Origin of the sequence: Streptomyces olivochromogenes, assembly GCF_001514115.1 — a bacterium.
GTDB classification, from domain to species: domain Bacteria; phylum Actinomycetota; class Actinomycetes; order Streptomycetales; family Streptomycetaceae; genus Streptomyces; species Streptomyces olivochromogenes.
Window position 1 is genome coordinate 414,885 of sequence record NZ_KQ948458.1, and the last position, 24,638, is coordinate 439,522.

Genomic DNA, 24,638 nt, shown 5'->3' on the forward strand with positions numbered 1-24,638 from the left:
CGCGGCGGCCGCAGCGCACATCGGACCGGGGTCGGGACGGTGCGGGCCGGTTCCGCGGACCGGACCCATACCGGGGTATGAGACCGTTTCAGCCATATGCGGTGGGCGGGACGTAGGGCGGTTGGCGTGGCACTAGTACGGCAGTGTCGCGAGGATCCCGAAGCCCGCGCCGGGGCGGGGGCCCGCCGTGAGGGTCCCACCGTGCGCGACGGCCCGTTCCCTCATCCCGACGAGCCCCATCTCGCCGCCGGGCACGGTCGGCCGGTGCCCGGCTCCGGGGCCGTCGTCGGTGACGCCGATCGTCAGCACCCCGTCCTGCGCGGTGACGCTGACCAGGCAGCGGGTCGGGGCAGCGTGTTTGACGACGTTGGTCAGCGCCTCCTGGACGATCCGGAACGCGGTCAGCGCGACTCCGTCGGGTGGTTCCTCCGCGCAGTCGGAGCGCAGGTCGACGCTGACGCCCGCCGCCTCGGCCGTACGGACCAGGGAGGGCAGGTCCGACAGTCCGGGGACCGGCTGGAGGTCCTGCTGCTGGTCGACGTGTTCCCGGCGCAGCACCTTGAGGGTGGCCCGCATGTCGCGCAGCGCCCTGCGGCTGATGTCCTCGATGACGGTGAGGGCCTCTCTGGCCTCCTCGGGGTGGGTGGCGATGACGTGGTTGGCGACCCCGGCCTTGATCGCGATCAGGCCCACGCTGTGGGTGACGACGTCGTGGATGTCCCGGGCGATCCGCATGCGTTCTTCGACCTTGGCCTGCTCGGCCGCCTGCATGATGGTCCGCCGCAGGCTCTCGCGTCGCTCCCGTACGGCCGTCCCCGCGGCCCACGTCGCCCCCAGCACCAAGAGCCCGAACAGCAGTTGCACCGCCAGGGTGCCGCCCGTGTAGTGCTGCCCGCCCGTCACCGTCAGCAGGGCCGCGCCCGCCGTGCTCGCCCCGCCGACGATCACGGCCGACCGCCCCAGTTGTCGTCGCCGTGTCGTCGCGACCAGGTACAGGGCGTAGGCCGCGGAGAGGAAGACGGCAGGGCCGAGACCGGCGGCCAGCGCCACGCAGGACGCGGTGAGGACGATCGCGAACACCGGGACGGGCCACAGCCGCCGTACAGCGAGCGGCAGCGCGGTGGCGAGCGAGAGCAGCGATACCGCGAGCCCACCGGGCGCGCCGCCGCTGTCGGGCCGTACCAGCGTCAGTTGGGGAAGCAGGGCGAACCCGAGGGCCGCCGCCCCGTCGAGGAGGATCAGGCGTCGGCGCGAGACATCTCCCATGTCCCGAACCTATGCGCCTGATCAGCCGGACGTCCAACGCGGCCGGAACAGGACCATGACCGCTCAAGTCGGTGCGGTCCGTCCGTTTCGTCTGCTTAGGCTGTCACCGTCTTTGCGGGCGTTCAACGCTTACCACGGGGGTGCAAAGCTATGCGGATCAACCTGTTCATCCTCAGTGAGGACCCGGTGTCCCTGGCCGGACTCGAGGCGATCGTCGAACAGGACGACAGCGTCAACCTCATCGGCACGGCGGTCGACGAGTCCCACGGCCTTCGATGTCTGGAGAACAACCCGCTCCGCCCGGACGTCGTGCTTCTCGGTGAGCCACCGTCAAAACGCGCCATATGCAGGAATGTTGAGTGGATCGTCTCCCTGTACCGCCGGGAGAAGTCACGGCCACAGATCGTCGTGGTGTCGCAGAACGACTACGACGACGTGATCGTCTCCGCCCTCCGCCTCGGCGTGAACGGGTATCTCGCGCGGATCGCGTCCCCGGAGGAACTGTTTCAGTCCCTGCACATCGTGGCGCGTGGGGGTGCCGCGTTCAGCCCGACGATCGCGGCTCGCTTCAGCAGGTTCTTCGCCACCGTGCAAAGACTTCCCGAGCTGTCCGAGTTCTCCCGACTGACCAGCAGGGAGACGGAGATACTGGAGCTGCTCGCGGACGGCATGAACAACCGTCAGATCGCCCGGCGCCTCTTTCTCGCGGAGAAGACCGTACGCAACTACGTCTCCCGCATCTTCACCAAACTGGAGGTGCACGACCGGGCCGCCGCCGTACTGCGCGCACGCGACGCCGGTTTCGGCGAACAGCCCGACACCGTACTGCCCCAACACGCCTGACAGCACCAGGAGATCGAGCGCACGACCCTCTGGCCGGCGGGCTCGCGGTGCCGGCGACTTCGTGGGCGGCCGGATCGCCGTGGAACCGGCGGCACCGGGCAGCGACCGGATCAGCAGCGTGACCCGGGTCAAGGCGGTCGGCATCGACGTCCCCAGTGGCCCGGTTGCCGACACCTTCGGCGGTCCGGTTGCCGCCACGTTCGGCCGTCCGATTGCCGACACATTCGGCCGTCCGGTTGCCGACACGTTCGGCCCGACGCCCGTCGAGCTGTCCCGCCTCTCCTTCCACGATTCCTCGAAGTTCCGCTTCGGTCCCGGCAAGGTCAACCAGGCCGTGGACGCCGAGGTGCATGAAGGCAGTCGGCTCATGACCTCCGACCGTCGGTAGTAGTCCTGCCCGTTCGAGCGCCGGGACGAGGGAAAGTCGCTCTCCTGCTTCTCCCAGCCGGTTACGGTCGGTCGGCTGACCCCGGCCGGCGCGGCGATCTGTGCTCGTCCGAGCAGCCGATCGTCACCCGTCGGCACCCGCACCACCTCGGCGGCCCCGCGCGTCCTGACCGGCGGCCCGGACACGCCGCGGCGCCCTGCGCGGTACGGGTGCGAGGGCGCCGTGGCGGTACGGGGGCGGGTCAGCGGGTGCGAGAGGATCCTGAGCCGCCCGGGGTTCGGGGCGCCCAGGTCGGCTCTGCCGTGGCCTCCTTCATGGACGGTTCGTCCATGAGGACGTGCCAGCCGTCGTCGCCCGCGTTCCCGTCCAGGCGCACGCTGATCTCCTTCGTCTGCCCGGTGTCCTGGAAGTACAGGACGACGGTCTGACGCTCGGAGCCTTCGTCGTAGAAGTCGGCTGCGACCTTCCCGCCCGCTCCCTTTCCGAATGCCTTGATCCAGTTCTCGGCCGTGCTGCGCGCGGCGTCCTTGCCGCCGTCACCGGTGGCGAGTGCCGCGAGCCGGTCGGCGGAATCGTCCGCGATCCGCCAGACGAGCTGTTGCGTGACGCCGAGTGAGCCGGTGGAGGGGTAGCCGAGCACGTGCAGGGGTTCATGGCCGGTGTAGTCCTTGGCGTAGCCGGTGCCCGCGGTGTCGTCCGTGGACGAGCACCCGGTCAGCGCCGCGAACAGCACACTGGCTGCCAGCGCTCCGGTTATCGGGCCGCGTGCTGCGGTCCCTGCCCTCATGTGGCACTCCTGGGTCGGATGATCAGGACTCGTTGGATCGGGTTGCTGGTGCCGCGGTAACGCGCCGGCACGTCGTCGAGCGTGGTGTGGTTCTTGATGCCGTGCTGGGAGAGTCCCAGATGTCCCTGCACCTTGGAGGTCACCACCGTGGCGTGGTCGTAGCGCCGTTCCTTCTTCCATTTGAAGAAGACGATGTCGCCCAGCTGGGCGTTGTGCGTCTTGGAGATGCGGGTCGCGGGACGGTGACCGGAGAAGTGACGGCGCAGGTTGTCGGCGCCCGACCAGGTGTAGCTCTTGTTCTTGACCGAACCGAAGAGGTAGTACTGCTGCCACCACGCGCCGTCCGTCTTGCGGCCGCCCCACCGGAATTCATGCCGCCACCGTGGTAGAGGGCCTTGGAGGGTCCGCGGTGGAGACGCCCTCAGAGCGAGCAGGTGTGTGCAACCGGGGGGGGGCGTCAGTAGCCGGTGCCGCGCTTGACCTGGGCCCGCTCGCTCCCATGGGTCGCACCCTTGTCGTCCAAAGTGCGACACGCGTCGGAAATGTCCTGGCTCAGGCGATCGATCTGCTCGCGGCTCAGGGTCTCCTTGACCAGGGCACGCATGATCTTCACCCGCTCCGCGTTGGGCGGGAGCGTGTACGCCGGCACCATCCAGCCGCGCTCGGCCGAGAGTTGCCAGGCGACGTCGGACTCATCGTAGGCGTGCTCGCCGACGAGACGGAAAGCGACCAGCGGCAACTGCTCGAGGTCGCTCCCGATCACTTCGAAGCGGCCGCTGCTACGCAGGTTGTCCGCCAACACGTGGGCGTTCTCCTGCAACATCTTCATGACGTAGGTGTAGCCCTGGCGACCGAGCCGGACGAAGTTGTAGTACTGCGCGAGCACCATCGACGCGCCGGTGGAGAAGTTCAGGGTGAACGTCGCGTCGGTCTTGCCCAAGTAGTTCTCGTGGAACACGAGGTCCTTGGGCAGGTCGGACTCCTCGCGGAAGACCAGCCAGCCGATGCCGGGGTAGACCAGGCCGTACTTGTGTCCCGAGACGTTGATCGAACGGACCTGCTCGAGCCGGAAGTCCCATTTCGAGTCCGGGTAGAGGAAGGGCCACACGAATGCGCCGCTGGCTCCGTCAACGTGGATCGGGATGTCGAGGTCCCGCTCCTTGCGGACGTCCCGCAGGAGCTTGTCGATCCCGACGATGTCGTCCTTGTGGCCGGTGAACGTGGTGCCGAGGACGGCGACGACGCCGATCGTGTTCCCGTCGAGGTGAGGCTCCACGTCCTCCGGGCCGATCGTGTACTTGCCCTCGGCAAGCGGCACGATCCGCGGCTCGACGTCGAAGTAGCGGCAGAACTTCTCCCACACGACGTGGACGTCTCCGCCGAAGATCAAGTTGGGCCGGTCGACCGACAGATGGGCCGCCTGGCGGCGCTCCCGCCACTTCCACTTCAGCGACAGCGCCCCGAGCATGATTGCCTCGGACGAGCCCTGGGTCCGACATCCGGTTGTCTTGCCCGGCGCGTTGAAGAGGTCGGCGAGCATGCGCACGCAACGCTGCTCGATCTCGGCGGAAATCGGGTACTCCGCGTGGTCGATGAAATTGCGGTGGAGATTCTCGGCGATGATCCGTTGCGCCTCCGGCTCCATCCAAGTGGTGACAAACGTGGCGAGGTTGCGCTGCGGGTCCCCCTCCATGGCGAGGTCCACATCCAGCAGCCTCATTGCGTCCGTCGCAGCCATGCCTTCCTCGGGGAAGGTCTCCGAGGGAGCGGGCATGGTCAAGAATCGGTTGCCGAACAGAGCCGCGTCGTCACGCTTAGTCATATGACCATTCAAACAGCAGCCGGTGCCTGCCTCGGCGAGGGACACGCCGAGGCAGAATGGCGAGGCTCCGAACCGGCTGCGGCCCTGCGCGCTACGGAACAGCCCCTTCTTTGGGGAAAGGCGCCGACCAGCCTCTCAAAGTTCGTCGGCTCGTCTGACCCCCACACCGACCCCGACTCCCATCCCGTCTGCTCGGCTCTGCCTGGGTCGATGGCAGACGGGATGGGAGCATCCGCACGCTCGCCACGATGTGCCGGACTCGCGAACGGCGCCTCCGCCGCCAGCTCCGGCAACGCGAGGCGTTCGCGCGCACCGGTGTTGCCTGGTCGGAGAACGGCCACGTCTTCGCGACGAGGAACGGCCGACCGGTGGAGCCGCGGAACATCTACCGGTCCTTCGCTCGGGTTGCCGCAGACGCCGGGCTGCGGGTGGTTCGGCTGCACGATGCACGGCACGGCTGCGCCACGCTGCCGACTGCGGCAGGGGTCGCCCCGCGGGTCATCATGGAGATCCTCGGCCACAGCCAGATCAGCATCACCATGGACGTCTACACGCACGTCGTGCACGACACGCAGCGGGAGGCGATCAGCCACATGGTCCGCCTGCTCAAGCGCCGTCTGCCGTCTGCCGTCTGCCTGCTGCCGTCTGCCTGCTGCCTGGGAGGCGACTGCCGTCAAATGCTGCCGTCAAAGGCCCCGGACCATGATCGGTCCGGGGCCTTTCCCCATGTGCCCCCGGCGGGATTCGAACCTGCGACACCCGCTTGAGGAATTCGATGCACCCCCGGCAAGGTGAAGCCTTCCTTTCCGCACTGGCGTCGTTGGCCGTGTGGCGTACGTCAAGAGTCGGTGGGCACCCACTGACGCACACCGTGTCCGTTCGTGCCGTACCAGTAGTGGGACAGGCCCTTGATGCTGCTGGTGCGGAACGGGCGGCCGTGGTCGTCGATGCGGACCGTGCCGGTGCGGCCCTGGGAGGACCAGTCGAGTTCCAGGTACCACTTGCAGTCGTAGGTCTCGGTCGTCGCGGTGACCAGCAGCACCTCCGGGTCCTCGGCGGAGACGCGGTAGGGGAACCGCACGGCGCGCGCGTGGGGGATCGGGCGGTTGATGTCCAGGTTCACCGAGAAGTCACGGGGCGTCAGGCCGCCGCCGCACCCCTGGCCCATGGCGTACGCGGTGCCGGTGACCGGGGTGCCGCGGCTGACGATACGGACCCGGAGGGCCTCCAGGACCACGGCCGTGGACGACTTCCCCTGCACCGAGATCTGCACCATCGTCTGCCGCCCGGGCACCGCCCCCTGCGTCGCCGCCCACACTCCGGCGTCCTGCTCCACCGGCGGCGGGGGCACCTGGGTCGGCTCCTTGTCGATGACGTAGTCGTACCCGCAACCTCCGTCCCAGATCTGAGAGTCGACGGTCCAGGCGAGCGGCACGCCGGTCGGCGTGGGAGCGGCGCTCTTCGTGCCCGCCGACGGTCCGCCCTTTGCCTCGGGACTCCCCGTAGCCCGTGCTCCTGCGGACGGCGAGGCCGACGCAGGACTGGGGGAGGGGCTGGTCGCTGTGGCCGAGGGGTGGTGTGACGTACCGGTTTCTGTCGTACGGGACCGACCGGTGGCCTTTGCCGAGTCGTCGTGAGACCGGTCGGCCGACAGCGCCGCCAGACTGCCCAGCGTCACCAGCAGCACGGTCGCCGTGGCGGCGCCGACGGCGGTGCGGCGACGGCGGTACCAGGGCCGTCCGGTCGAGCGGGTGGCCTCCCACTGGACCGTCGGCTCGGGACTGCCTGGTCCGGGAGCATCGGAAGCGGGCAGCCCGGCGTCAGATGCGCCCGCGTCGGATGCGCCCGCGTCGAGTCGCCGTGGTGCACCGCTCGTGCCGCCCCCGCCACCACCGATGCCGTCCGCGCTGCCACCCGCGCCCAGCGCCGTCCGGCTGTCCGGACCCGAAGCCCGCCGGCCACCTGCCGGCTCCGGCACCGCCTCGGCGTTCGTCGGCTCTGTTGCCTCCTCGGCCGTTGCCTCCTCGGCCGTTGCCGGCTCCGCCGCCCTCTCACCCGCCCTCGACCGCTGTCGTGCCGTCACCGCGAGCAGCCACAGGCGGTGCAGTTCGAGGCGTTCCTCCGGTGTCGCTCCGCAGAAGGCGGCCAGGCGCTCCACCGGGGCATAGTCCTGCGGGACCGCCTCGCCCGCGCAGTAGCGGTGAAGCGTGGAGGTGTTCATGTTGAGGCGCCGGGCCAGGGAGCCGTAGCTCCGGTCCGTGCGGTCCTTCAGCCGGCGCAGCAGCGCCGCGAACTGCTCGACGTCGTCCCCGGTCGACACTGTGCCCCCGTCCTCCCCCGTATTCCCGTATTCCCCGTATCCCTGTATCCCCGTATCCCAGGCGGTCCTTATACCTGCACGTCAGATGGGCTGGGATGGTTCCACCGTCGCCGGACGGGCGTCCGGCGTTGCGCCGGGCCGCCGTGACGGCCGATGCTCTTGGTGTCGCACCGACCAGGGCCGGCCCGACCAGCCGGAGGCGGGCGACAGCCGACACCCATCCACTCATCCACGGGGGACACCCATGCCCAAGCGCACCCGAGCAGGCGCGCTCCTCACACTCACCGTCACGGGCCTCGCCCCCGGCACGACGCTCGCCACACCGGCGAACGCCTCGGCCAAGGCGCCCGGCTTCCTCGCGGCGACCGATCTCCCGCCGCACCCGAACTCCTCCTGAACGACCGGCAAGGTCGCCGCGGGCGTACCGGAGGCGCTGGAACAGGACCGCTGTCCGAGCATGCCGGGCGGCGACGGCTCGGCTCGCGGCTGACCAAGAACATCAAGTCCTGTGCGGCATCCATCGAGAAGGCCGACCCGGAGACCGAGGCCGCGCCGAAGGACTACAGCACGCTGCCTGTCGAGGTGAGCACCCAAGTCCACGGCCTGCACACGGTGATCTCCTGGGGCGCCTGCGACATCCGTCTGTTCTGCGTCTGTTGTGCGTCTGCTCTCCGTCGGCTGGGACGGCAGGACCGTCACGGCCGCGAACAAGCTCCACTGACCACATGACCGGGGCCGCCCTCCGCCACGGGGGTGGGGAGGGCGGCCCATTGCCCACCGACAGCGCCATTCGGCGCGATTCGTCACGACTCGAAAAGCAGGGAACACACATGAGCAGCAAGACCCGCACCGTCCTGACCGCCGGCGTCCTCGCCGTCGCTCTCGGCCTCGGCGCCACCGCCCAGGCATCCGCCGGCGCCCCGCGCAGCGTCAGCGGCAAGCCGTCCGACAACATCACCCGCATCGCCGACTTCTACGGCGCCTACAGCGACGCGGTGCTCGGCGAGGACCGCGGCCACCTCGGACAGGCCCTGCGCAGCCACTACCTCACCCCCGCCTTCCAGAAGGAGCTGGCGGCCTGGGAGAAGAGGGAGCACGCCGACGGCGTCCTGCGCGCCCAGAACGTCCCGCTCGCCTGGAAGGTCACCGACAACGGCACCACCCGCACTTACACGGAGGCCGTCGTCACCCTCACCTGGGGCACCACCACCACCAAGCTTGTCGTCGACATGGCCCGCGACAGCCACAGGATCTTCCACATCGGCGACAAGGGCGTGGGACGCAAGTAGTCACTCCGGGCGCAGGCTCCGAGTGAGGATCTGGAACGGTCGTAGCCCGAAGGCCGAGTCGCTCTCGTGCAGCCGCCGTTCCAGCAGGTCTGACACCTCGGCCCGGCCCACCGGGAACCCCGGACCCAGGTGGGCCCGCGCCCGCCCCGGGGACTCGTACAGCCGCACCATCAGATCCCCTCCGCCGACTTCACCGACTCGACGGTCACGGCCGGCTGGTCAAAGGCCACCTATGGAGATCCGTAGGTGGCCTTCTCCTTGGTGCCCCCGGCAGGATTCGAACCTGCGACACCCGCTTCAGGAGAGGGCTCCAAGCCTGCCCTCGGGCTCACTATGGGACCAGCTCGTACAAGACGCTCGGGTCTGGTGCACGATCGGGTGACATCTTGAACTGACTTGCTCTGTAGGGCAGGTGGGAAGGATGCCGCTGTGCCCAAGCCCTATCCGGAAGAGTTCCGCGAGGACGTCGCCCGGCGTGCCGGCCGAAGTCGTCGAGTACCTGGGGGCCGGCGGGATGACCGGCATCATCGACGGCACCGAGATCCGAGTCCGGTGCCCCGCCATCGGGCGCAAGGACCGGGACACGTTCATCTCCGGAAAGAGCAAGCAGAACGCCACCAAGACCATGGCCGTCACGGATGGCGACGGCCACGTGCTCTTCTGCAGTGCGGCCAGTCCCGGCAGCTGCGCGGACATCACCCATGCCCGCCAGTCAGGGATGGCCAAGCTCCTGGAGACGCGTGGATGCCGGCTGCCAGGGTCGAGGTCCGCGGACCGGCGGGCGGGTGGTGACCCCGCCGCACTGCAAGTTCAAGCAGAACGCGCCGGACTGGTCCGCGGCGGCCCCGAGCCGCTGCGCCCCCTCCGATACGGATCACCAGGAGCCAACGAAGGTCCGGCCCACTATGGGCGAGTGGGGGAAGATCTCGTACGACGCGTGAGGTGGAGGAGGAGCGGGCGGCCGGCGGCCCGGTCCGTGGGTCCGTGGGTCAGGCGTCCATGTGGAACTTGTCGATGTCCCAGTGCTGGTTGCCCCGCTCGGTGAAGACCAGGACGTTCAGCCGACCGCTGTTGAAGTTGAAGTCGCAGGTCTTGGACTTGCCCTTGCCGCCCACCTTGCACACGCGGACGTTGTCTGAGGCGGGCCCGAAGAGACTGACGGCGAAGGTGCGGCCGTCTGCCTTGAGGTCCTTGACCGTGACAGTGTCGTTGGCAGGGTTGTACGACATGGAGCCCTGGGCGTACTGCTCGCTGACATTGTGAGGGGCGGCCGAACTCGTGCCCGCGCCGATAGTGAAGGCGAGGCCGAGGCCGACGACGGCGGAAACGGGGGCGGTGATCAGTGCCCGGCGTACGGACTTATGCATGCGCGCTGCTCTCTCCATTTGAATGACCGCGAAACAGTGGTTTCTGCGCAGATGCTAATCGCACGGGGTGACTTGGCCGCCCCAGGGGGCGTCCCGATGGCATGCATCACGCCGTCCAGTTACCGGGCCTGACACCTCATCACCAAAGAAGGTGTGGATTCCGCCCCGTCGGCCTTCGACGCCTGGCGGTGCCTACCGCGATCGCGTCCTGGGTATGCGCGGGGCCTGAGGTACACCGTCGCCCGGTGCGCCGTGGGACGTTCTTACCTGCGGCGGAGAGGGTACGGCCGGGTCCGTAGCCGGTCGTACCGGGCTTGCTCCCGTATGCCCCGCTGGCAGGCTCTTCAGACGCCCTCCAGCTGGGGCCAGATGCTGCTGCTTCTCCGATCCTGGCCGACTCTGGTTGCGTCTGTTTTCGGCCAACCCGTCCGGCGAGCGCCGGAGGGGCATCCGCCTCTGATTGACAGGAACCACCTCGGGTGTGTCCCCATTTGTTCGGAATTAGCCGTGAAGTAAAGGTTCAATTTTTGATCATTTGGGGGCATATCTCGCCTCGCCGGTGATCGTTTTCGGTCGCTCGGTTGTTACTGGCGAGAAACATGGGCTCCGGGTGTGGAAGCATTCAAGCCAACGGGGATACGGCGTGCTGACCACATGCCGACAGTGCCCCCGTGTCAACAGGGGGAAATTCGAGGCGGCGTGCTTTCGTGCTGCCGATATTCCATCCCTCTTCTATCCCTCGGATAATCCTGTCCGAAATTCGGCAGGCATAAAGGAGAGAAGATGAAGAAGAAGCTGTTCACTGTCGCGGGCATCGCCACGGCCGGTGTCGCGGCCGTGCTGAGCATGCAAGGAACGGCGCAGGCCGCTGCGCCGCAGGTGCATGCCGCTCCGGCGGTCGTCAAGCCGGGCGTCGCGAGGACGCCCGCCGGCTTCGGCAGCCTGCTGGGCAAGGCCGTGGTGCACGGCCGCGCGGCCTGCCCGCACGTGGCGAAGGGGCTCGGCCAGGTGGCCAACGACGTCTTTGGGACTCATCTGAAGTCCGCCGGGGGCGTCGGCGGTGCCAAGGCGGTCGAGACGGTCTTCGACAAGTGACGGAGCACGTCGTACTCAGGAGGGCGGTCCTCGTTTCCGGGGCCGCCCTCCTGGGCGCCTACCTCGCCGCCGCCGCACTGACCCAGGCGCCGCTGAACCCTGTCAAGCTGCGCTACTACGACGAGATCAATTCCGTGACGGAGCCCTATCTGTCGCAGAACTGGATGCTTTTCGCTCCGGACCCCTTGTCGGACGATCGTGGCATTGTCGCGCGGGCCAAGTGCGGAGATGGCCGGGTGACCGAATTCTATGACGTCACCCGGCCCTATGTGGCCAGGGTTCAACACGACCGGTTCTTTCCGTCTCGCATGAGCCGGCTCGTCAGCGGGGCCATCACTCAGATGGCCACTCCGGATCCGGTTCTGGCGCGCTTGCGGAACAAGGAAGTGGAGAAGAAGAAGCGGCCGGTTCCTCTCCTTTCCGACGAGAAGGCATCCCGGAACAAGTCGGAGATCTTCCTGGCGCGGTATTCACTGTCCCAGTTGCCGAAGGTCTGTGACGGCTCGGCGCCTTCCGCCGTGCAGGTGCGCACGTACGTGCACGAACTGCCCTCGTGGTCGCAGCGCAAGGATTCCTCCGCCAAAGGAACGACCAGCTTCGAGGACCTCAAGTGGCGTAACGCGGAGGCCGTCGGATGAAAAAGCTCATCTCCGTCGTCGACAGGTGGAGTTCGGTGCCGCTCGGCGTCGTCGGCGTGTCCGGAACTCGTGCCCTGCTGGGGTTCGTCGGGCTGATGTTCTACGTAAGCCAGTACGCCGACCGGGATTATCTCTTCGGGCCCACCGCCGTTCTTCCATGGCGTGAATTCGTCGCACAGCTGCACGAGGACGGTTCCTTCAGCCTGTATGCCTGGAGTTCCTCCGAGGCATGGTTCCAACTGGTCTTCCATCTCGGCCTGATCACCGCCCTGATGGTGACCCTGGGCATCGGCGGCAGGGCCGTACTCGCCTGCCACTGGGTGCTCCTGTGGTCCCTCTACGAGCGCCAGCCGGTCCTGCTCGACGGCGGCGACAACCTGGCCTACCTGGTCATTCTCATGCTCCTTGCCACACGCTGCTACGACCGGTTCTCCCTGCCCTCCGGCCTCGCGGACAGACTCGCCCGGCGCCTGCCGGCGCAGCTGCGCTCGCTGACCACGCCGCTGCACAATCTCGGCGTCGTGGCCGTCGCCGCCCAGATGTGCCTGGTGTACGTCGTCAGTGGCCTGTACAAGGTGCAGGGGCAGATGTGGCAGGACGGGACCGCCCTGTTCTATGTGCTCCGGGTTCCGGAGTTCTCGCTCCCCGGCGTCTCGAACCTGGTCTACGGCAACGACTTCCTGGTCGTGGCCGGGACGTACGTCACCGTCTTCTTCCTCGTCTATTTCCCCATGGGCGTGCTGGTACCGGCGCTGCGTCCCTGGGCCGCCGCGATGTCGATCAGCTTCCACCTCGCCATCGCGGTGTGCATGGGTCTGACCGGCTTCGCCTTGACGATGATCGCCTGTGACCTCGTCTTCCTCGACAAGGAACTCGGCAAGGCCGTCTCCATGGCGCGCGAGCTGGCCGTACGGCTGAGCCGGTGGGCCCGGAAGACGCAGCAGCGCACCGAGCACGCCCGCGAAGGAGCGCTCACTGAGGAGTCCGTATAACGGAGTCCGTACAACAGAGTCCGTACAACAGAGGGGCCCGGGCGCCTGCACAGAGGGGTCCGCACAGCCTTCCCTGCGCCCTTGGCCGAAAAAACGGCGCATCAGCGTCGGGTGCCAGGCAAGCTCTCAGTTTCACCGGGTCGACCAAGGAGACCGACAGGACATGGAAGAAACCCCGCCTCTTCACCCCGCCGAGGACGGCGCCACGGTGGGACTGTTCTGGGTCTCGGCGGACGCCGTGTACATGGGAGCCCCGGCAACAGCACCGGCCCCCAACATGGTGCTCAGGACAGCGGGGCCCCGCGTCACCGGTCCGCACCCACGGGAGTGGACATGGTCCGACCTCGCCGGCCTGGAGATCACCGAAGTCCCGACCCGCTCCGCTCCGCAACGCTGGGCGACCCACGCCGCGAGTTTCGTCGCAGCAGCCCTGGACGCCTGGGTGCCGAGCAGCCCGACCGAGATGACCGTCTCCGTCATCGCGCCCGACGGCACCTACCGGACGCCGGTCTACTCCAGCGTCTCCGTCGCCTACTCCCCGCGCGAGGTCGCTCTCTCACGGCGGTTGCTCAGCGACTTCACCCAGGGCACCGCCACGCCCGCCGTCATGACCGAATGGTGGGAACAGACCCGGCCGACCAAGATCCTGCGGTCGCGCGAGCGGGAGGCCGTGCTTGAACTCTGGCTCACACGCGCCTGACCGGCTCTTCAGGGGCGGCCCATGCCGGCCCTGGCCCACGAACCCTGCACAGGAGGACAAGCCCGTGCGCACAGACCTCTCGGCAGCCGTCGGTCCCGACGCGCCCACGCTCGCCTTCGACGGCGACTGCGGTTTCTGCCAGGCGACCATCACCCGTCTGCAACGCCATGCCAGGCCACGGATGCGCGCCACGCCGTGGCATGCCCTGCCCGACCACGTCACCCGGCCGCACCGGGAACGCCTCGACCGAGAAGTCCTCGTCTTCCGCGGGGCCCACGTGGGCGATTCCGGAGCGCAGGCGCTTGGCGCCTACCTCGCGACGTCACCCCGTTTCCGATACCGAACCACGGCACTGCTCCTGCGCGCGCCCGTCATCAGGCAGGCCGCTCGACTCGTCTATCGCCAGGTAGCCATCCACCGGCACCGCATGCCTGGAGGCACGGCGGCATGCGCGCTGCCCCGGACGCACGACTGAAGGCCAACATGATCCGAGTTCCCACCTGCATACTCAGCAGCTTCGAGCCGCCACGGGTACACAACGGCCACAGCCTGGACCTGTTCGTGCAGATCGGGTCCCTGACCAAAACGCTCACCGCAACCGTCCTGACCGCCTTGGCCGGCCGCGGTGTTCTGAGCCTCGACGACCCGCTGGAGTCGTTCCTGCCCGCGCCCGGGGGCACCGGCATCACCCTGCGCCACCTCGCCGAGCACACCTCGGGCCTGCCACGGCTGCCCCCTGGAATCGGCGGCCGCGACCCCTACGCGGCCTTCGACACCCAGGCCCTGGACGCGGTCGTACGGCAGCTGAACACCCTGGTCACGGCTCCCGCAGGCTCCACCGAGGAGTACTCCAACCTCGGATACGCCCTGCTGGGCGCCGCCCTGGTCGCGGCCACCCGCACCCCGTACGAGGAACTCCTGCACCGGCATGTCCTCGACCCCCTGGGCGTCACCGACGTCGCCGTCGGCCCGCCGCCCGGCAGACGGCTGTGCCGCCGGGGGCTCTTCGGACGACCGGAGCGGCCCTGGACCATGACTGGCGCGATCCTGCCCGCCGGCGGCCTGTGGGCCACGCCCGAAGCCACCGCCCGCCTCGTCACCAGCCTGCTGGTCGACCGCAGGCTCGGCGAGCCTGCACCGGCCTGGCAGAAAGCGGGACGCCTGCTCTGGCACAACGGCGCAACGGGTGGCGCCTCGGTCTTCGCGGGCGCCGCACCCCAGGGCTGGGTCCTCGTCCATCGTCTGTCCGGCCGGAGCGCCGCGACGGACCGGCTGGCCCTGGAGACATTCAGACGTTTCGTCGATGTCCCGTCCCAGCAGAGGTGAGCCACTCCGGATCACGACCTGACGCATGTGGCCTGAGGAGGAGCAGTTCGCTGAGGCTGCCAAGCTCCGCGACAGCGCCCGATGAGCCGCGGCCCTGACGTTCGCTCCGCCGAGGGGAGGCGCTTGGGCTCCACTGGGAAGACGTGCCGTGGCCCGGGCGCTGCGGCTGGACGAGGCTGAGCGGGCACACCTGTTCGATCTGGCGTGTGCGGCCAACAGCGACACGGTGGTACGCCGGCGCCCGGCGGTGCAGCGGGTACGTCCGGGCAGCCAGGCGATCTTGGACGCCGGCCCGCGCGGCCGGCGCCGACCTGAAGGACATCCAGGAGATGCTCGGTCACTCCTCGATCACCGTCACGGCCGACACGTACACGAGCCTGTTCCCCGAGGCCGATCTGGCGAGAGCCGAGGCCGCGGCCCGGCTCGTACCGCGCGCACGCACCGCCTCCGAAGCAGAGGCTCAGCCCGGCAGCGGTGATAGGCCCGGCACGGAGTCCGTGCCGGATGCTGCTGATCCGTCGGGAGATATTTCGGAGATCAACTCTCCGTCCGCCCACGCACCGCCCACGCAAACGGCCCCGGACGAGACGTCCGAGCCGAGCAGGAGCCCTCTCTGGGGGATAGGCCCCAGGTCAGAGCGGTAACGCGTGGTGCCCCCGGCAGGATTCGAACCTGCGACACCTGCTTTAGGAGTTCCTTGGGCGGAGCTGTGACCTGCGGAAACGTCGATTGCGTGGCGTCTGGTCTGGGAAACACCCCTCTGTAGTTATCGCGTCTTCACGGGATTTCCCGTCCCCATGTGTGCTGACCGTTCTGGCGAGGACTGTTGGCGAGGCTGCCAGGGGCCCTTCCCAGCAATCCGCCCAGTCGGGGCCTTCATTGCGTGGCAGCCAGCCGTGCACGCCTGGCCGGTTTACCACGATTGGGTGAATCCCGCAGGTAAGCGGCAACCGCACGCCATCTTCACATGTCACACATCTTGCTTTCGGCAGCAGACACCTCAGGGGGACCCATGAGTAACCAGCAGCCGCAGCATCCCGGATGGGCCGGCCCACAGCAGCCTTACGGCCAGGCCCCCCATGGCCAGCAGCCGTACGGGCAGCCGCCGTTCCAGCCGCAGCCGCCGAAAAAGGGACCCGGCGCAGGGAAGGTCGTCGGTCTCGGCTGCCTCGGCCTCGTCGGCGTGGCCGTCGTCTTTGGCATCGCCGCCGCGGCCGTCAGCGGCAGCGGCTCGAACGACTCCAGCGGCAGCGCCTCGAAGTCCACGTCCACCACCACGCCCGGCAACAAGACGGCCGCCGGCGCCAAGGACGACAGCAAGAAGGCCAGCGCCCCGAAGACCGTCGTCTTCAAAGTCTGGGGGACCGCCCCGGCCGGAGCGCTCGGCGGTCTCGATATCAACTACGGCTCCGACAGCGACACCCGCAAGGGCGTGTTCAAAGACGGCAAGTTCGAGGCCACTCTGCCCCTCAAGAAGGGGGCGATGTACTACACGCTGAACGCCCAGCTGCAGGGTTCGGGGGACATCAACTGCAGCGTGACCGTGGACGGGCAAACGAAGTCCGGGCACGCCTCGGGCGGCTACAACATCTGCGACGCCCAGCTCAGCAGCGACTTCACCGGCGGCTGGCAGTAAGAGCGGCGGCGGATTCCCGGCCGCCCATCCTCGAACCGAGCAACTGCCCCTGGGGGAACCATGACCGACGCCAGCCCACCGCCGATGCCGTCGTACAGCCCGACACCACAGGTGAAGAAGTCCCGCACCAACCTGATCACCGCCGCTTCAGCCGCTGCCGTCATCGCGGCGGTCGTCGGCACCGGAATGGTCGTCGTGCACTCCAGCTACGGCAGTAAGCTGACCGCGACCGCCAAGCCGACGGGCAGCGCCACGGAGACACCGACCCCCACGCCGTCGTACGACGAGGTGACCGCCGACAGCTTCACCATCGAGCTGAGAACCACGAAGCGGCAGTGTTTCGGGACGGCCGGCTGCAATGTGACGGTCGAGCCGGACCTCACCTACCTGGGGGACAGCGAGGGTATCGACCCGGACACCGTGTACGAGATCACTTACGAGATCCACGGCGACGAGTCCGGCCCGGTTATCGAGACGGCCCAGTTGTCGGACCGGACGAGCCTGAACTACACGCCGTCCATGATCAGCACTGCTTCGGCGGGCACGAATGTGTCCGTGGAGATCACCGACGTCACAGCCCAGGGAGGATGAGGCGTCGAAGGCCGGGTGTGTAGGACCTTGCTTCCCGAGGTGCTCGATGCCGTCAACCCCGGCCCGGCCCTCTCCGGCTGCATGGACATTCGCAGTCGCCCCATGGAACAACGTCGGCCTTGAAAACCCCAACCCGGTCTTGGAGGCCGACGTCACGCAAGGTCCCGAAGTAACCAACAGCGCCACTGACGGCGTGCGGGGTGGGGCCCGGGTCTGGAGTGACCTGCGGGTTTCCCTCTGATCGTTTAGGCGATGTTCAGTAGGTCGGCACTCGTGGTGAGGGTGCATCCACCCGTGAAGAAGAAGATGCAGTGAGGGTGGGGCAGCGACCCAAGAAAAAGGGCCCCGGACCCTCCCTGACCTGGGAGTTCCGGAGCCTCAGCCCTGCTCAATACTGTGCCCCCGGCAGGATTCGAACCTGCGACACCCGCTTTAGGAGTTCGATCCGAGTACGGCCCGGCAGGGTCCCTGCTCGATCGGGGCGTATGTGCTGGCCCGTGCATGGGTGCCCACGTCCGGTGCCGTTGATATCACCTGTGGATGTCAGCCACGGTCAGCGCTTCTTGCGGATAGAGCGCTTCTTCGCCTTGGCTTCCTTCTCCTTGCGCTGGGCCACGCCGTATGCGGACCAGGGCCCTTGATGAACCGGACACCGAGACGTGCCGGTCACCACCTTCCGCCGGCACCGCCCCCCTGACTTGTTCGGTGCGCCACACGTCGCCACGCCGCTGCCTCCTCCGGGTCTCGCCCCGCAGTTCCTGAAGCTTCTAGGAACCGTGGCCGGTCTCCTGCCGACAGACAAGGCGCAGACGGCCCCTGTTGGTGCACGTGGGCGCACTCCGGCGCGCTATCAGCTTCGGAAGCTGCGTCCCTTTGAGGCCTGGTAGGGCGCTGACCTGAATGAACGCTTGGTGGCCGGCCTCGTCGGCTTTCACCGTGGTTCCCCATTGTTCCCCGCTCGATCCGGTGCGCGTGTGGTGCGGCTCAAGCTCGGGGAGTCAGGACCCCGAGTAGAGGGTGCCGATTCCGTAGGGTGTGCCGCTTGCAGGGTGCTCTTCTGGCAGCGGAGCGCGAGCGAACTGGGCACTGCGCTCGTCGCACGCGCCGAACACGTGGAAGTTCCGCCGAGCTTGGCGCAGGCTGAGGCCGCGATTGGGGCCGCCGTGCACCTCGCTGGCGTCGTGCTCGTCCTGGCCGTCGTCCTCCCAGCGGCAGACGGTGCAGATCTCGAAGACTCCACGCTCGGCCAGGGTGATGAAGCCGCAGCAGGGGCAGCGGTACGGCCCGCACTCGGCGCTTCCGCGAGCCACCATGAAGGTCACGTCTGCATCCTGATCTGCTGACACAGCGCGATCAAGGGCTTTTGACTCTGGTGTGCACGCTTTCCAACTGTGGTGGTGGGGTGGTGGGCCGCGTGCAGAGGCGTTCACCTGGGTTCATTGGTGGCCCGTCACCAGGCTGGGATCGGCTCCGGGTCTCGGCTGAACGCCGGTGAACCGGGCTGAATGAGACGGAAACTGAGACGGCCCGTCCGACGGCCGGCGTCAGTGGTCTCGCCTAGTCTCCGGCCATGAGCATGATCGGTGAGTACCCGCGCGTCACGGCTGCTGAGCTTGATCGAGCGATCCAAGATCCCGACTGGGCTTTGGACTTCGTCGAAGAGGTCCAGGACGCCGAGGAGAAAACGGAGCCTGCGCCGGCCGAAGCGCGCCACTTCAGCACGTACAAGATCTGGGACGTACTCCGCTTCCTGCTGGCGCGTGCTGAGTTCCCCGTGAACGTGATCCACGGTGAGGAGCCGTTCGCCGAGGATGAGGACTGGGGGTACGGGCCTCCGAGGTACCTGCGGCCCGAGAGGGTCCGGCTCGCGGCAGAAGCTCTCCGGGCTACCAGCTATGCCCAGCTCATCAGCGGCGTGAATCCTGCTGAACTGACCAGCGCCGAGGTGTATCCGCTCGGATGGAGCGAGCCCGGCGCGCTGGAGTGGGTGCGTCCTTGGTACGACGACCTCACGCAGTTCTTCGAGGCTGCTGCCAGGGCGGGCGACGCGATGCTTGTCTGGCTGGACTGACAGACCACGACAGCGGTGAGACCTCAGCTTGGGAAGCTTGGGTTTTCTGGGGGCGACTACCGCACTGACCTGTGGCGGAGCGCCGTCGGCGCCTGGTGGGTGGTCGACTGGTTCCCCCGTGTTCCCCGTGGTTCCCTGCATGATCTGGCACAGGTCTGGCACGGGCTTCTTCGCCCCGAGGCCGCGGCTGAAGGGCGCACCGAAGGTAAGGCCTCCCACCTCGGCCTGTAGGTCGATCAATCCCGCTCTTCGAGTTGGGCCTTCCACGCGAAGGCTCCCGCAGTGAGAGTGGCGCGTGATCCGGTCCGCCACCTGTCAGTGATGTCGGTCCAGCCGTGAAGGGAGGCGCTCCGGGCGCCGTCCTCTGATGCGCGGTCGTAGAAGAGGCTGAACTTGAAGACTCGGCCGTCGTCGGAGATGACTTGGCCATCTTCGTGGTCGGGGCCCTCTGGCAGGAGGTCGACGACAACCGTCCGGTCCGGATCGAGCCCCTGGCCCCTCAGAACCTCCCGCAACCTCTCCCAGAGGTCGTACTCGCTGGTGCGTAGGAGATCGGTGCACTGAACGACGATGCTTGACACCATGACCTGATGATCGGTCCTGGCTGCGGCGAAGGGAACGACACCTCCTCCTACACGGCGGGCACCAACGCCACCCTGTACGGCTGGGGCCGCACCAGCTCCACCAGCGGCGACATCGCGCAGACGCTGCGCACCGCGACCCTGCCCATGGTCGCGGACGCCACCTGCTCCAGCACCTACACCACCGACTTCGTCGCCGGGCACATGGTCTGCGCAGGCACCCCGGCCACCGGATCGGACAGCGGCACCGTCGCCGCCTGCAACGGTGACTCGGGTGGCCCGCTGATCGTCGGCGGCAAGATAGTCGGCGTGGTCTCCTGGGGCGTCGAGGACTGCGTGGCCTCCGGCTCGTACAGCGTCTTCACGAAGGTGAGCACGTACGTCGGCGCGACCTACCCGCGCCTCGACGACACCAACCTGAGCGGCGACGCCATGGCCGACCCGTTCGTGCGCCGCGCATCCGACAACACCGGCTTCGAGTACGACTCCAAGGGCACGTCGTTCGCCACGCGGATCTCCTGGGGCTCCTACACCGACAAGAACGTCATCCTGCAGACCGACCTCAACCGGGACGGCTACCAGGACCAGATCATCCGCCGCGCCTCCACCGGCGCCGTCTACTGGCGGCACTACATCCCGGCGAGCGACAGCTGGACCACCACCCTGGTCTTCGGCAACTGGTCCACCCGTACGAAGATCGTCGCACCCGGCGACGTCACCGGCGACGCCCTGCCCGACCTGCTCTCGGTGACGGCGAGCGGAATCCTCTACATCTACCCGGGCCTTGGCAACGGCACCTTCGGTTCGCCGGTCGCGGTCAGTAGCGGCTGGAACCAGTACAACGTGCTGCTCGGCCACGGCGACTTCACCGGCGACGGCAAGGCCGACCTGATCGCCCGCAGCAGCAGCAACTCCTACGTCTACCTCTACCCGGGCACCGGCAAGTCCGGTTCGGGGGCGTTCGGCGCCCGGATCCAGGTCCGTACGTGGGGCCAGTTCAACGCGTTCGACGCCGTCGGCGACATCACCGGGGACGGCAGGGCCGACCTCGTCGCCCGCACCTCGGCCGGCACGCTCTATCTGTACCCGGGCACGGGCAAGGCCACGTCCGACATCTTCGGCACGCCTGTGACGATCGGCACCGGCTGGCAGCAGTACAACCTCTTCGGCTGACGGCCGACCGTCGCTGAACGGCCCCCGGCGCGTCCTTGGGACATGCCGGGGACCGCGTTCACACGGGCTGGCCATGGGTCGAATGGGACAGAGTTGCTACCGCTTGACGCCATACGGCTCCGACTCCGCCGAACGACCGGGACGATCCGGGCGCATCAGCTTGGGAAGCTGCGAGCACTGGAGGCCTGTTCGGGCGCTGGCCTGGGCGAACGGTGGGCCATGGCCTTGTCCTCGGTGCCTGCTTTCACCGTGATTCCCCGCCGTTCCCCGCTCGATCTGGTGCGCGTGTGGTGCGGCTCAAGCTCGGGTCATTCCCCCGAGTAGAGGGTGCCGATTCCGTAGGGTGTGCCGCTGGCTGGGTGCTCTTCTGGCAGCGGAGTGCGTGACAACTGGACGCTGCGCTCGTCGCACGCGCCGAACACGTGGAAGTTCCGGCGAGCTTGGCGCAGGCTGAGGCCGCGATTGGGGCCGCCGTGTACCTCGCTGGCGTCGTGCTCGTCCTGGCCGTCGTCCTCCCAGCGGCAGACGGTGCAGATCTCGAAGACTCCACGCTCGGCCAGGGTGATGAAGCCGCAGCAGGGACAGCGGTACGGCCCGCACTCGGCGCTTCCGCGAACCACCATGAAGGTCACGTCTGCATCCTGATCTGCTGACACAGCGCGATCAAGGGCTTTTGACTCTGGTGTGCACGCTTTCCAACTGCGTTGGTGGGGCGGCGGGGTGTGTGTGCAGGGGTGTTCACCTACGTTCAAGTGCGGCTGGTCACCGGGATGGAGTGGCCTCCCGGTCCCCGCTGAACGGTCGTGAACGTGGCTGAATGAGACGGAATCTGAGACGGCCGGACTCGTCATCTCGGCATGTCAGCGCGCCCGGTGTTCGGGTCCACCGCGACCTGAGGGGAGGCCAGGAACGCTGCCACGTGTGGCCTTGGGGAGGTCGGAACTCGAAGATGAGAGCCCGCCCTTTGTCGGGGCGCGTTGCGGCCGGCCTTGAGGGGGCGCGGACTTCCCAGAGGTAGGCGTCGTGTACGCGACTCGCGAAGAAGCTGATGGCTACCTACTGAGCTTCGGCGAGATCCATGCTTGGCACGCTAGTGCACTCGCCGCTGGGCGCTGCTTTAGGAGTTCGAGCGGGGCCTACAACGGCTATACCGCCAGTGGGCACGACGGCCGGACAGAGACGCTGGTGTATGCCCCCGTCCGGCGTCGTTGATGTCAGCCACGGATGTTAAAGGCCCTCTGATCCGTAGCTCTGGAGAGATCGGTCAACGAGGGTCACAGAGGTCGCCGCGAGGTCCCTCAGAGTGACTGTCGGTCATGGTCGTCGGAATGCTGCCCCGGAGTAATCACCTGGGAAGAGCCGACCGAACACAAACGGTCTCCCCGCATCGGCCGGGGCGCAGACAGGCCGAGCACTTACTGACTCTGTGCGCATGATTTCGGTCAAGTGGCTGACTTCACATGGGCCGTTCGCCCTGTGCGGGGAGTGCGCGTCAAAATGGGGCAAATTGGCCAAGGTTCACCATGAGAGTGTCATATGCAGGTAATGAGTCACGTATGCCTCTAGTGCGAAGGTGGCAGCCAAGAAAAGTTGATCTTGTGAGCCTCTGATCAACTGTGTGAAGATCCCCCGGCCGACGAGGTCGGCTCAGACCAAAACACTGGGGGAACTGCTTTGCGTAGATCACGAGTTAGAAACCTGACCCTCGTTGCTGGGGCGGCGGCACTGACCATGTTCACTGCGCCCGGCGCCATGGCTGACGCGCCATCGCACACCGCGACACCATCGACGGTGATTGAGAAGGCGACGGGCACGCAGGAGATTCTCAAGGGCTCAGGCACTGTGGCCGCAGAAGGGGCTCAGGTATCCCTTCCGACCCGCGCTGACGATCCGATCAGTGCGACCAAGGGAGAGGACACCATCAAGCTCGCCCTTCCCGGAGTTGGCGAGAAGGAAGCCTCAAGCACGAGCGGCACGTCCGTCTTCGCCGGCCGCGATGACTCGGTCTCCACTGCCGCGCAGGCGACGACAGACGGCGGCTTCCGCGCGCTCTTCACCCTGGAAGACGCCAACGCTCCACGGCGACAGTCGTTCAAGTTGACTCTGCCGGAGGGCGCCACGATACGGCAGACCGCCGAGGGCGGCTTGGTCGTCTTCGATGCCTCCGGAAAGATCATCGGTGGGCTGGAGACGCCTTGGGCGAAGGACGCGAACGGCGCCCCGGTGCCTACCGCTTACCAGGTCGAGGGGGACACCGTCACCCAGACCGTAAAAACCGATGCGAACGCCGCGTACCCCATCGTTGCCGACCCGAAGTGGACGTGGGGAATCATCAGCGGAACGGTCTACTTCAACAAGAAGGAGACAGCCCACCTTGCTTCCAATGCGGGGTTCGTGGCCGTGTTGTTCGCGGCCGCTCCGCCGCCGTTCGATGCGTACGGCATCCTGAACGCGGCGAATATATCCCGGGTGGCTTGGAACGCAAGCTCTGACGGCAAGTGCGTTGAGGTGAAGGTGCCGACCTTCCTTCCGTACGAGTACAAGGGCGGATACTGCAAGTAGGTCCGCCGTACGCTGCGGAGAAACAGAGAGGGCATACGTAGGTTATGGACAGCTTTGCAGGACCGACCATCCTGGTGCTGGTTGCCGCGGTTATCGTCGTACTCAAGTACCGTCGGCGCATGGCTGGGCAAGCTCCACTGCTTGCGGTCAGCGGAACTCCCGGGCGCATCGCCGTAGCCGTGGCCTTCGCGGTCGGCTGCGCTTGGGCCTGGTCTCAAGGTCCCTCGGTCATCAACGCAGGTGTCTTGGGCTTGAGCCTTGCCCTGCTGGCCGGGGCCGCCGCCGAATTCCTGGCGCGCAGGAGCGCCCGGCGCATGTGATGAGCGCGGGCGCCTGAAGGCCAACCTGGCGAGTTCGCCGGACGCGGTCCGCAGAGTGGTCAGCTTCGGCGGAGCAACTTCCGGGACGACTGGGGCAAGGCCAGGAAGGCGGCGGGCGTCACGGCTGAGCTGCACTTTCACGATCTGCCGCACACCGGCAATACGCTGGCCTCGACTGCCGGGGCCAGCACCCGGGAGCTGATGACGCGGATGGGCCACAGCAGCTCGCTGGCCGCGCTGATCTATCAGCACATGACCAGCGACCGTGATCGGGCCATCGCCGACCGCCTTGGCGCGATGATCCGCGACGGCGGGGGAGACCCCTCGGACAACGGCGACAAGGGCTCCGCACGGACGCAGTGGCACGCGTGTGGCACGGCGCCTGAAACGGTGAAGGGCCAGCCTGGGAGGTGAATCCTCCTGAGCTGGCCCTTCTCGCTGTGCCCCCGGCAGGATTCGAACCTGCGACACCCGCTTTAGGAGTTCGATCCGGAGTCCCGAATGGAACCAAGCTCCCTGTATCGGAACGCCGCTTGCGGCTGCTCAAGGTTGCTTGTGTCCGCCGTCGTTGATGTCAGCTGGTGATGTCAGGAGCCGGGGCGCTCCTGACGTGCGCCCGCATCGCGAGGCGTAGGGCTTCGAGTTCGGTTCGAGGGAACGGACGGCCCCACTGAGCCTCGTAAGTCTCCTCACCGAGCTCGTGAGTGATCTGGTCGAAGGCGCGGACGGCCGAGTGGGCCAGTGTCGCGATCGTGTGGCGACCTGACCAGAGAACAGTTCCCGAGCTGTCCGGTGCCCGGTCGTCCTCAGCCGCGACGAGACGGAAGTCGACCTCAGATCCGTCCCGATGGAAGAACCATCGGTAGACCTG

The 24,638-nt window shown here is 67.5% G+C and carries 26 protein-coding genes and 4 pseudogenes; 19 read left to right on the forward strand and 11 right to left on the reverse strand.

The genetic code is table 11. The features are described from left to right. Window positions 1-132 precede the first annotated feature (132 nt). Entirely contained in the window at window positions 133-1,266 is a 1,134-nt protein-coding gene (locus AQJ27_RS23885) for a sensor histidine kinase (RefSeq protein WP_067372312.1), read from the reverse strand. Window positions 1,267-1,416: 150 nt separating this feature from the next. On the opposite strand from AQJ27_RS23885, the gene AQJ27_RS23890 reads away from it, so the two are divergent. Then, on the forward strand, window positions 1,417-2,109 hold the full coding sequence (locus AQJ27_RS23890; protein ID WP_067372316.1) for a LuxR C-terminal-related transcriptional regulator: 693 nt from the start codon (window positions 1,417-1,419) through the stop codon (window positions 2,107-2,109). A gap of 61 nt (window positions 2,110-2,170) precedes the next feature. Further along, window positions 2,171-2,497 carry a hypothetical protein gene (locus AQJ27_RS23895; RefSeq protein WP_067372320.1) on the forward strand — a complete coding sequence of 109 codons (327 nt, stop codon included), beginning with the start codon at window positions 2,171-2,173 and terminating at the stop codon, window positions 2,495-2,497. A gap of 241 nt (window positions 2,498-2,738) precedes the next feature. On the opposite strand, the gene AQJ27_RS23900 is transcribed toward AQJ27_RS23895, so the two are convergent. The 3 genes from AQJ27_RS23900 to gad are packed head-to-tail and all read right to left on the reverse strand — an operon-like array spanning window position 2,739 to window position 5,106. Beyond that, window positions 2,739-3,284 carry a hypothetical protein gene (locus AQJ27_RS23900; protein WP_159064389.1) on the reverse strand — a complete coding sequence of 182 codons (546 nt, stop codon included), beginning with the start codon at window positions 3,282-3,284 and terminating at the stop codon, window positions 2,739-2,741. Next, window positions 3,281-3,817, reverse strand: a complete 537-nt coding sequence (locus AQJ27_RS52415) for an amidase domain-containing protein (protein ID WP_079065191.1) — start codon at window positions 3,815-3,817, stop codon at window positions 3,281-3,283. Before AQJ27_RS52415 ends, AQJ27_RS23900 begins: the two co-directional genes overlap by 4 nt. Continuing rightward, window positions 3,742-5,106, reverse strand: a complete 1,365-nt coding sequence (gad, locus tag AQJ27_RS23905) for a glutamate decarboxylase (protein ID WP_067372325.1) — start codon at window positions 5,104-5,106, stop codon at window positions 3,742-3,744. The genes AQJ27_RS52415 and gad overlap by 76 nt, the downstream gene beginning before the upstream one ends. 287 nt (window positions 5,107-5,393) lie before the next feature. On the opposite strand from gad, the pseudogene AQJ27_RS23910 reads away from it, so the two are divergent. Beyond that, window positions 5,394-5,729: pseudogene (locus tag AQJ27_RS23910) on the forward strand (tyrosine-type recombinase/integrase); the annotation flags it as partial. A 215-nt stretch (window positions 5,730-5,944) separates the two neighbouring features. On the opposite strand, the gene AQJ27_RS23915 reads toward AQJ27_RS23910, so the two are convergent. Continuing rightward, window positions 5,945-7,426: a helix-turn-helix domain-containing protein gene (locus AQJ27_RS23915; protein WP_067372332.1), complete on the reverse strand. Its 1,482-nt coding sequence runs from the start codon at window positions 7,424-7,426 to the stop codon at window positions 5,945-5,947. A gap of 244 nt (window positions 7,427-7,670) precedes the next feature. On the opposite strand from AQJ27_RS23915, the gene AQJ27_RS56455 reads away from it, so the two are divergent. Next, on the forward strand, window positions 7,671-7,823 hold the full coding sequence (locus AQJ27_RS56455) for a hypothetical protein (protein WP_159064390.1): 153 nt from the start codon (window positions 7,671-7,673) through the stop codon (window positions 7,821-7,823). A 433-nt stretch (window positions 7,824-8,256) separates the two neighbouring features. Further along, entirely contained in the window at window positions 8,257-8,715 is a 459-nt protein-coding gene (locus tag AQJ27_RS23920; protein ID WP_067372335.1) for a hypothetical protein, read from the forward strand. Here AQJ27_RS23920 and AQJ27_RS52420 read toward each other — a convergent pair whose 3' ends face one another. Next, complete coding sequence (locus AQJ27_RS52420; RefSeq protein WP_159064391.1) at window positions 8,716-8,886, reverse strand: glycosyl hydrolase-related protein; 171 nt, start codon at window positions 8,884-8,886, stop codon at window positions 8,716-8,718. Between the two features lie 343 nt (window positions 8,887-9,229). Between AQJ27_RS52420 and AQJ27_RS58765 the strand changes: the two genes are divergently transcribed. After that, window positions 9,230-9,760 (forward strand): transposase family protein, encoded by a 531-nt coding sequence (locus tag AQJ27_RS58765; protein WP_235613647.1) that lies wholly within the window; start codon window positions 9,230-9,232, stop codon window positions 9,758-9,760. Here AQJ27_RS58765 and AQJ27_RS23930 read toward each other — a convergent pair. Beyond that, the gene (locus AQJ27_RS23930) at window positions 9,705-10,082 is read right to left on the reverse strand and encodes a hypothetical protein (RefSeq protein ID WP_067372338.1); all 378 of its coding nucleotides are present in this window, start codon (window positions 10,080-10,082) and stop codon (window positions 9,705-9,707) included. The two genes, AQJ27_RS58765 and AQJ27_RS23930, sit on opposite strands and share 56 nt — an antisense overlap. A gap of 783 nt (window positions 10,083-10,865) precedes the next feature. On the opposite strand from AQJ27_RS23930, the gene AQJ27_RS23935 reads away from it, so the two are divergent. The 8 genes from AQJ27_RS23935 to AQJ27_RS23975 all read left to right on the forward strand — a co-directional run bounded on the left by AQJ27_RS23935 (window position 10,866) and on the right by AQJ27_RS23975 (window position 17,060). Beyond that, window positions 10,866-11,177, forward strand: coding sequence for a hypothetical protein (locus AQJ27_RS23935; RefSeq protein WP_067372342.1), 312 nt, complete (start codon window positions 10,866-10,868; stop codon window positions 11,175-11,177). Next, window positions 11,174-11,815 carry a DUF5819 family protein gene (locus tag AQJ27_RS23940; protein ID WP_067372345.1) on the forward strand — a complete coding sequence of 214 codons (642 nt, stop codon included), beginning with the start codon at window positions 11,174-11,176 and terminating at the stop codon, window positions 11,813-11,815. Before AQJ27_RS23935 ends, AQJ27_RS23940 begins: the two co-directional genes overlap by 4 nt. After that, window positions 11,812-12,807 (forward strand): HTTM domain-containing protein, encoded by a 996-nt coding sequence (locus AQJ27_RS23945; RefSeq protein WP_067372348.1) that lies wholly within the window; start codon window positions 11,812-11,814, stop codon window positions 12,805-12,807. The genes AQJ27_RS23940 and AQJ27_RS23945 overlap by 4 nt, the downstream gene beginning before the upstream one ends. 163 nt (window positions 12,808-12,970) lie before the next feature. Beyond that, window positions 12,971-13,507 carry a hypothetical protein gene (locus tag AQJ27_RS23950; RefSeq protein ID WP_067372351.1) on the forward strand — a complete coding sequence of 179 codons (537 nt, stop codon included), beginning with the start codon at window positions 12,971-12,973 and terminating at the stop codon, window positions 13,505-13,507. Between the two features lie 64 nt (window positions 13,508-13,571). Next, on the forward strand, window positions 13,572-13,982 hold the full coding sequence (locus AQJ27_RS23955) for a thiol-disulfide oxidoreductase DCC family protein (protein WP_067372354.1): 411 nt from the start codon (window positions 13,572-13,574) through the stop codon (window positions 13,980-13,982). Further along, entirely contained in the window at window positions 13,955-14,833 is an 879-nt protein-coding gene (locus AQJ27_RS23960) for a serine hydrolase domain-containing protein (RefSeq protein WP_235613635.1), read from the forward strand. The genes AQJ27_RS23955 and AQJ27_RS23960 overlap by 28 nt, the downstream gene beginning before the upstream one ends. 1,012 nt (window positions 14,834-15,845) lie before the next feature. Next, window positions 15,846-16,469, forward strand: coding sequence for an MmpS family transport accessory protein (locus AQJ27_RS52430; RefSeq protein WP_079065192.1), 624 nt, complete (start codon window positions 15,846-15,848; stop codon window positions 16,467-16,469). A 60-nt stretch (window positions 16,470-16,529) separates the two neighbouring features. Then, the gene (locus tag AQJ27_RS23975) at window positions 16,530-17,060 is read left to right on the forward strand and encodes a hypothetical protein (RefSeq protein ID WP_079065193.1); all 531 of its coding nucleotides are present in this window, start codon (window positions 16,530-16,532) and stop codon (window positions 17,058-17,060) included. A gap of 998 nt (window positions 17,061-18,058) precedes the next feature. Here the strand turns inward: AQJ27_RS23975 and AQJ27_RS23980 are convergent. Then, the gene (locus AQJ27_RS23980) at window positions 18,059-18,373 is read right to left on the reverse strand and encodes a CPCC family cysteine-rich protein (protein WP_067372525.1); all 315 of its coding nucleotides are present in this window, start codon (window positions 18,371-18,373) and stop codon (window positions 18,059-18,061) included. Between the two features lie 257 nt (window positions 18,374-18,630). On the opposite strand from AQJ27_RS23980, the gene AQJ27_RS23985 reads away from it, so the two are divergent. Continuing rightward, a complete protein-coding gene (locus AQJ27_RS23985; protein WP_067372363.1) occupies window positions 18,631-19,131 on the forward strand; it encodes a YfbM family protein in 501 nt (166 codons plus the stop codon). Between the two features lie 236 nt (window positions 19,132-19,367). Here the strand turns inward: AQJ27_RS23985 and AQJ27_RS23990 are convergent, their stop codons facing one another. Then, window positions 19,368-19,715, reverse strand: coding sequence for a hypothetical protein (locus tag AQJ27_RS23990; RefSeq protein WP_060897031.1), 348 nt, complete (start codon window positions 19,713-19,715; stop codon window positions 19,368-19,370). A gap of 36 nt (window positions 19,716-19,751) precedes the next feature. Between AQJ27_RS23990 and AQJ27_RS23995 the strand changes: the two are divergent. Next, window positions 19,752-20,885: pseudogene (locus tag AQJ27_RS23995) on the forward strand (trypsin-like serine protease); the annotation flags it as partial. Between the two features lie 308 nt (window positions 20,886-21,193). Here the strand turns inward: AQJ27_RS23995 and AQJ27_RS24000 are convergent. Continuing rightward, window positions 21,194-21,508, reverse strand: coding sequence for a CPCC family cysteine-rich protein (locus AQJ27_RS24000; RefSeq protein ID WP_067372528.1), 315 nt, complete (start codon window positions 21,506-21,508; stop codon window positions 21,194-21,196). A gap of 1,168 nt (window positions 21,509-22,676) precedes the next feature. Here AQJ27_RS24000 and AQJ27_RS24005 point away from each other — a divergent pair. From AQJ27_RS24005 to AQJ27_RS52435, 3 genes and pseudogenes are all read left to right on the forward strand, one after another. Further along, window positions 22,677-23,447 (forward strand): hypothetical protein, encoded by a 771-nt coding sequence (locus AQJ27_RS24005; RefSeq protein WP_159064392.1) that lies wholly within the window; start codon window positions 22,677-22,679, stop codon window positions 23,445-23,447. Window positions 23,448-23,491: 44 nt separating this feature from the next. Beyond that, on the forward strand, window positions 23,492-23,767 hold the full coding sequence (locus AQJ27_RS24010; protein WP_067372369.1) for a hypothetical protein: 276 nt from the start codon (window positions 23,492-23,494) through the stop codon (window positions 23,765-23,767). A gap of 45 nt (window positions 23,768-23,812) precedes the next feature. Beyond that, a pseudogene (locus tag AQJ27_RS52435) lies at window positions 23,813-24,181 on the forward strand (tyrosine-type recombinase/integrase); the annotation flags it as partial. Between the two features lie 160 nt (window positions 24,182-24,341). Here the strand turns inward: AQJ27_RS52435 and AQJ27_RS57935 are convergent. After that, window positions 24,342-24,638 (reverse strand): annotated as a pseudogene (locus AQJ27_RS57935) (hypothetical protein); the annotation flags it as partial.